We start from the raw sequence: 5834 nt of genomic DNA, 5'->3' as shown, positions 1-5834 counted from the left end.
GCTCGAGGACCTGGTGGAGGAGGTCGTCGGCGAGATCTTCGACGAGTACGACGCCGAGGTGTTCATCTCGGCCGACGACGGGCTCGACGGACGCCTCAACCTGCAGGACTTCGAGGAGGCCACCGGGCTGGCGATGCCGCGCGGATCGTCGGACACCATCGCCGGATTCGTCACGGAACAGCTCGGACGCCTCGCGGTGGTCGGCGACACGGTCGAGGTGCCCGGCGCGACCATCCAGGTGGCAGAGGTGGATCGGCGCCGGATCGCCCGGGTGCGGGTGACGCTGCACGCCGAGCCGGAGCCCGCCGCGGAGCACTGAGCGCGGGGCGTCCGGCCGGCATGGTCAGGCCGGACGCACCGCGCTGCCGAGCTCGCTCAGGCCCTCGCTCAGAACCTCGACCAGCAGCCGCGCATAGCGGCCGTCGGGGTCGAGGTCGGGATCGAACACGGTGATGCTCGCACCGATCGCCCGCGGAGCGAGGCCCCGCAGCAGCGCCGTCAGCTCGTCGGCGGTGAGCCCTCCGGGATCGGGGCTGTCCACCGCGGGCATCACCGTGGGGTCGAGCACGTCGACGTCGAGCTGGAGCCAGTACGCCTCGCCCGCCGCTGCGGCGGACTCGGACGCGACGGCCTGGGCTCCGCGTGCGGAGACCTCGGCCGCGGGGGTCACGCGTGCCAGGAGGCCGCGAACCTCCTCCTGCTCCTCGTCGTCGTCGCGGTGTCCGACGTGGGCGGTGCGCCCCGCCGGGAAGTAGGGGGACAGGCCGTCGATGTCGGCGATGGCCGGCCAGTGCAGGCCGATCGCCGCCGCCAGGGCCTCGCCGGCGACGGCCGCGCACTCCTCGCTGTTGCCGGGGTGGCGGAAATCGGTGTGGCCGTCGATGTGCACGAGTCCCGCTCCGCCGCGTCTCTTCAGAGCGATCCCGGCGCCGACGAGGATGCCGCAGTCGCCGCCGATCACCAGGGGTGCCTGCCCCGCGTCGATCGCGTCGCCGATGCGCGCGGCCAGGCGCAGCGAGTGGTCGACGAACGCGGCCTCGTTGCGCACCCGAGCGGCCGGACGCACGTCGTCGTCGGCCACGTACCGGCCGGGAAGCACGACGCCGGAGTCGGTCGCTCCCCGGGCGGTGAACCGCTCGTAGAGCCCCGCCTCGCGCAACGCCTCCGGCGCTTTCGCCGAGCCCGGCACGCTCCCGGGCTCGGGCGGACGGAGGCCGAGGTTGCTGGGAGCGGACAGAAGAGTGATCATGCGGTCCACTCTGGCGGGGGCGACCGACATTCGCTCCGCCCGCGCGAGGGGAGTGGATTCAGCGCTCGTGGTCGTGCTCGTGGTCGTGGTCGTGCTCCTCGAGGAGCATGCCGACCGAGGTCGCGCACGCGTCACCGCGCCAGGCCTCGATCCCCTCGCGGACGGCGAAGCCCGCGATGACGAGCCCCGCGACCGCGTCGGCCCACCACCACCCCAGCAGCGAGTTCGCCACGAGTCCGACGAGCACGGCGGCGGACAGATACGTGCAGATCAGCGTCTGCATCGAGTCCGCGACCGCGGTGGCCGACCTCAGCTCGCGCCCCGCCCGGCGCTCGGCGAGGGAGAGGAACGGCATCACGACCACGCTCACCGCGGTCAGCACGATCCCGACCGTGCTGTGCTCCGGCCGCTCCTGCGCGATCAGGGCCAGGACGGAACTCGCCGTCACGTACAGCGCGAGCGCGAAGAACGCGACCCCGATCACCCGCAGCGTCGGCTTCTCCCAGCGCTCGGGATCGGGCCGCGTGAACTGCCAGGCGACCGCCGCCGCCGAGAGCACCTCGATCGTGGAGTCGAGCCCGAACCCGATCAGTGCGGCGGAGGAGGCCACGGAGCCCGCGGCGACGGCGATGATGGCCTCGATCACGTTATAGCCGATCGTGACGCCCACGATCAGGCGGATGCGGCGGTGCAGCGTCTGCCGGCGGGGCTCGGCGACCACGGCCGCCATCAGCAGGTGCACCCCTCGCCGTCGCAGCAGTCCGGGTCGACGATCAGGGTGACCCGCATCAGCATGTCGAGCGCGGGAGCGAGGTGGCGGTCCGACAGGCGGTAGAGGCTGCGTCGCCCGTCGGCCGTGCTCTCGACGAGTCCGCAGCCGCGCAGGCACGCGAGATGGTTCGACATCGCCTGCCGCGAGACGCCGAGCGCCTCCGCGAGCTCGGCCGGGTACCGCGGCGACGACCGGAGGGCGAGCAGGATCCCGGCGCGCGTCGTGTCGGACAGAGCGTGCCCGAGGCGGGCGACGGCGGCGGTGTGCGGAGTCGAGGCGAGCGCAGTGGTCACCCCTGAACAGTACAGAAAGAAGTGAATTCAGAAAAGCGTGAAGCGGGAGGGGCAACGGATGCGACCGCCCCTCCCGCCGCGATCTCAGCGGATCGCGTACACCGCGCCGCCGACGATCACGGCCACCACGGTGGTCCAGCCGATGATCGCGACCGCCTGCCACACGAGGATTCGTCCCTTGCCCACGCCCGACGCCGCGAGCATGGTCGCGGTGAAGTGCGTGGGCAGCAGCAGCGGTCCCAGCAGGCTCACGCCGGGGACGCCGTAGCGCTCGAACGCCCGCTGGAACTTCTCGCGCCGCGCGGAGCCGCGCCCCTGCTCGGCCGCGGGCGCGGGTGCCACGTCATCCTCCAGGCTGCTCCCGCCGCCCGCGAGTGCGGCCTGCCGCGCCCTCGACCGGTCGACGATGGCGCGCCGCGCCCCCGAGCTCGCGAGCACCAGGACGGCCACGCACACGAAGTTGCCCACCATCGCCGCGACGGCCGCCACCACCGGGGGGATGCCGCCGATGATCCCGATGCCCGCGGCCCCCTCGCCCTCGATGAACGGCACCGCGCCGGCGAGAGCGACGATGAGGGGCTGCACCAGGTCGGGGACCTGGGCGACGAGGTTCTGGAACGTCTCGACGAGGTTCATGGGAGGGGCCTCCGGGAGTTTCGGCAGACGGGCTCTCCGTCGCCATGACCCCAGTCCACCGGAGGCGGGACGGCTGTGACAGTGCCGCGGCGTCACCTCTCTCCGGGTGCTTCACCCGCCGATCCCGTGACATCTGTCACGGCCCTATCGTGGGGAGCGTGACCCGCATCCCCCCGGCCTCCACCGTCGAACCAGCGCCCGGCTCCCGGCAGCTCGCCCGTGGCATCACCGCCACCTGGTGGTACACGGTGACCGCGGTGCTGTTCATCGAGCTCATGCTCGTCGGGGCATGGACGGGCATCGCGGCCGCGGTCGACCTGCGCGGCGGCGTGCTGCTCGTGGTGGGGCTGGGCGGCGTGGTGTGGTGCGCGTCGACGCTGCTGCTGCTGCTGGACTACCGCCACCGGCTGGAGGCCGGTCCGGGGGTGGAGTGGCGGCGCCTGGTGCTGCCGTTCGCGGTGGCGGTGGCCTACGGGGGCACGGCCGGGCTCCTCGTGGGCAGCTGGGAGCTGGCGGGCATGCCGATCGTGCAGTTCTTCGTGCTGCTGCGGTGGCCGCGCGGTGTCCGCGTGCGGGTGGTCGTCGCGGCGACCGTCGTGCTGGTGGGGCTCGCCGTGATCGACACCGCCGCCGACGGCTTCGGGGTGGGCATCCCGTGGTGGCTGCCGATCGTGTACGCGGCGATGCTGCCGGGGATGACCGTCAGCTCGCTGTGGTGGTGGGACGTGCTGGTGACGCTCGACCGCGCTCGAGCCTCGGAGGCCCGGCTCGCCGCAACCCAGGAGCGGCTGCGGGTCGCCACCGACGTCCATGACCTGCAGGGGCATCACCTGCAGGTGATCGCGCTGCAGCTGGAGCTCGCGGAGCGGCTGCTGCCCGTGGACGCGCCCGCCGGAATGGAGCAGCTGCGCGCGGCGCGGGTGAGCGTGGACGAGGCGCGCCAGGGGACCAGGGACCTCGCGACGCGGTTCCGGTCGGTCCCGCTGGGCGATGAGCTGGCGAACGCGCGCGACCTGCTGGGCGCGGCAGGGCTGGACGTCGAGGCGCGCATCGCGACCGACGCGGATGCGGCGCCCGCGGCCGACCTCGGCCCGGTGATCCGGGAGACGACCACGAACGTGCTGCGCCACGGCGGTGGAGAGCGCGCGCGGCTGGTGCTCGAGCGCACGCGCGACGGATGGCGGTACGAGATCGCCAACGGGGTCACGGACGGGGACGGGGGCGCGGACGACGTGGAGGACGGGCACGGCGGCTCGGGGCTGGAGGGTGTACGGCGGCGGATCGCGGACGCGGGCGGCACGCTCGACGTGCGTCGCGACGCGGACGAGTTCGTGGTCGTGGTGACCGTGCCGTCCGCGGGGGAGGGCGCGCGATGATCCGGGTGCTGCTGGCGGACGACGAGGGGATGATCCGGTCGGCACTCGCCGCGCTGCTGCGGCTGGAGGACGACATCGAGGTCGTCGCGGAGTGCGCCGACGGGGAACAGGCCGTGGCGGAGGCGCTGCGGCTGCGACCGGACGTGTGCCTGCTCGACCTGGAGATGCCGGGGCTCGACGGGGTGCAGGTCGCGGAGCGGCTCGGCCGGGAGATCGCGACCCGGTGCGTGGTGGTCACCCGTCACGCGCGACCGGGCGTGCTGCGACGTGCACTGGCCTCCGGGGTGTCGGGGTTCCTGCCGAAGTCGCGCGGGGCGGACGAGGTCGCGGCGGTGATCCGGCGGGTCGCCGCGGGAGCGCGCTACGTCGACCCGGAGATCGCGGCGGATGCGCTGAGCGACGAGCGCTCGCCGCTGACCGACCGGGAGCTCGACGTGCTGCGGGCCGGACGGCGGGGTGAGACGACGGGGCAGATCGCCAGGGCGCTCTCGCTCGCACCCGGAACGGTGCGGAACCACATCTCGGTGATCCTCGGCAAGCTGTCGGTGGCCACACGTCAGCAGGCGGTGCTGCTCGCGGAGGAGCGCGGCTGGATCTGACTCCCGATATGCTGGCTCGCATGGGAACAATATGCGCCGCGCCCGTGATGGGGCGCACTCTCGTGTTCCGCGACCGCCGCGCCTGACGGCGCGCTCGCTCTCCGCACGCCTCCGCGCGCCGTCCACAGAGATGTCATCGCACCTCGGGACGGGCTCTTTTCGCCGACTCCGCTCGCGCGTCCCTCGCCGAGGTGCTCCGATCCTCTTCCCGGAGCGCACCCATGCCTCGCAACCGTCCTCGTTCGATCCACGGCGGCCGCCACGAACTCGGCCAGAACTTCCTCCATCACGCCCCGACGCTCGACCACATCCTCTCGCTGGTCGAGCGCACGTCCGGCCCCATCCTCGAGCTCGGCGCCGGTGACGGTGCCCTGACGCGTCCCCTCGCCCGCCTCGGTCGTCCCCTCACCGCGATCGACGTGGACGAGCACCGCGTACGTCGGCTTCGATCCGACCTCCCGCAGGTACGCGTCGAGGCCGCGGATGCGACACGTCACCCGTTCGACGCCGAGGTGGTGGTGGGCAACGTCCCCTTCCACCTGACCACGCCGATCCTCCGTCGTCTGCTGGCGACGGGGCGATGGCGACACGCGGTACTGCTGACCCAGTGGGAGGTCGCTCGGAAACGCGCCGGAGTCGGCGGCGGGACCCTGATGACCGCACAGTCCGCGCCGTGGTTCGTGTTCGCCCTGGAGGGCCGTGTTCCGGCGTGGGGCTTCCGGCCGCAGCCGAGCGTCGACGGGGGGCTGCTGACGATCGCCCGGCGCGGGTCGCCGCTCGTGCCCGCGACGGATCGCCGCGCGTACGAGGCCTTCGTTCGGCGCATGTTCACCGGGCGCGGGAGCTCGCTCCCCGCGATCGTGGCCTCCGCAGGCGGCCTGTCGATGCCCCAGGCGCGCCGGGCCGTGG

General features: G+C 73.3%; 8 protein-coding genes. 4 read left to right on the top strand and 4 right to left on the bottom strand.

The genetic code is table 11. The annotated features are described in order from the left end of the window. Positions 1-319, top strand: a 319-nt coding sequence (locus DW299_RS12610; RefSeq protein WP_275090592.1) for a transporter associated domain-containing protein, incomplete at its 5' end; no start/stop codon positions are given. Between the two features lie 24 nt (positions 320-343). Here the strand turns inward: DW299_RS12610 and DW299_RS12605 are convergent. The 4 genes from DW299_RS12605 to DW299_RS12590 form a co-directional block, all read right to left on the bottom strand. Continuing rightward, complete coding sequence (locus DW299_RS12605; RefSeq protein WP_136036790.1) at positions 344-1249, bottom strand: arginase family protein; 906 nt, start codon at positions 1247-1249, stop codon at positions 344-346. A gap of 58 nt (positions 1250-1307) precedes the next feature. Beyond that, positions 1308-1979 carry a cation efflux transmembrane domain-containing protein gene (locus DW299_RS12600; protein WP_136036789.1) on the bottom strand — a complete coding sequence of 224 codons (672 nt, stop codon included), beginning with the start codon at positions 1977-1979 and terminating at the stop codon, positions 1308-1310. Further along, positions 1979-2314, bottom strand: a complete 336-nt coding sequence (locus DW299_RS12595; protein WP_136031719.1) for an ArsR/SmtB family transcription factor — start codon at positions 2312-2314, stop codon at positions 1979-1981. Before DW299_RS12595 ends, DW299_RS12600 begins: the two co-directional genes overlap by 1 nt. 84 nt (positions 2315-2398) lie before the next feature. Further along, positions 2399-2950 (bottom strand): small multidrug efflux protein, encoded by a 552-nt coding sequence (locus tag DW299_RS12590; protein ID WP_136031721.1) that lies wholly within the window; start codon positions 2948-2950, stop codon positions 2399-2401. A gap of 158 nt (positions 2951-3108) precedes the next feature. Between DW299_RS12590 and DW299_RS12585 the strand changes: the two genes are divergently transcribed. From DW299_RS12585 to DW299_RS12575, 3 genes are all read left to right on the top strand, one after another. Beyond that, on the top strand, positions 3109-4326 hold the full coding sequence (locus tag DW299_RS12585; protein ID WP_136036788.1) for a sensor histidine kinase: 1218 nt from the start codon (positions 3109-3111) through the stop codon (positions 4324-4326). Then, on the top strand, positions 4323-4925 hold the full coding sequence (locus DW299_RS12580) for a response regulator transcription factor (RefSeq protein WP_136031725.1): 603 nt from the start codon (positions 4323-4325) through the stop codon (positions 4923-4925). The genes DW299_RS12585 and DW299_RS12580 overlap by 4 nt, the downstream gene beginning before the upstream one ends. A gap of 221 nt (positions 4926-5146) precedes the next feature. Beyond that, on the top strand, positions 5147-5834 hold a 688-nt coding region (locus DW299_RS12575), incomplete at its 3' end, for a ribosomal RNA small subunit methyltransferase A (protein WP_136036787.1).

The organism is Microbacterium sp. K35 (genome assembly GCF_004794375.1).
Taxonomy (GTDB): Bacteria; Actinomycetota; Actinomycetes; order Actinomycetales; family Microbacteriaceae; genus Microbacterium; species Microbacterium sufflavum.
The sequence above is the reverse complement of the archived record's forward strand: the minus strand, read 5'-3'. Positions and strand labels throughout refer to the sequence as shown.

Coding starts and splice junctions, on each gene's coding strand:
- DW299_RS12605 (WP_136036790.1), bottom strand. CDS start 1,249: ATGATCACTCTTCTGTCCGCTCCCAGCAACCTCGGCCTCCGTCCGCCC.
- DW299_RS12600 (WP_136036789.1), bottom strand. CDS start 1,979: ATGGCGGCCGTGGTCGCCGAGCCCCGCCGGCAGACGCTGCACCGCCGC.
- DW299_RS12590 (WP_136031721.1), bottom strand. CDS start 2,950: ATGAACCTCGTCGAGACGTTCCAGAACCTCGTCGCCCAGGTCCCCGAC.
- DW299_RS12580 (WP_136031725.1), top strand. CDS start 4,323: ATGATCCGGGTGCTGCTGGCGGACGACGAGGGGATGATCCGGTCGGCA.